The following is a 340-nucleotide window of genomic DNA, read 5'->3' on the forward strand; positions in this document are numbered from 1 at the left end:
TCCCAGCTGAGCTAATCCTCCTGGGTAAAATTACTATAAACATCACATTGCTGTGACTGTTAATACTCTTCAATGATCTCTTTCATTATGTATGGAACACTAAATTATAGATCAAAAAAGTGTTGCCTGGCGACGTCTTACTCTCACAGGGGGAAGCCCCCAACTACCATCAGCGCTGAAGAGCTTAACTTCCGTGTTCGGTATGGGAACGGGTGTGACCTCTTCGCTATCGTCACCAGACTTGTCCTTTTCCAAAGACATTTACTATTATAACACTTCTTTGCAGTAATGCAAGTGTTATTTTTAGCTTTTTTAGTGAATTTTTGTTCACTCAAAACTG

At 40.0% G+C, this 340-nt stretch carries 1 rRNA gene; it reads right to left on the reverse strand.

The features are described from left to right. Positions 1-124: 124 nt before the first annotated feature. Positions 125-240 (reverse strand): 5S ribosomal RNA (gene rrf / locus H7J92_RS17415). Positions 241-340: the final 100 nt, after the last annotated feature.

The sequence above is a fragment of the Sporosarcina aquimarina genome (assembly GCF_019748715.1).
Classification (GTDB): Bacteria; Bacillota; Bacilli; order Bacillales_A; family Planococcaceae; genus Sporosarcina; species Sporosarcina newyorkensis.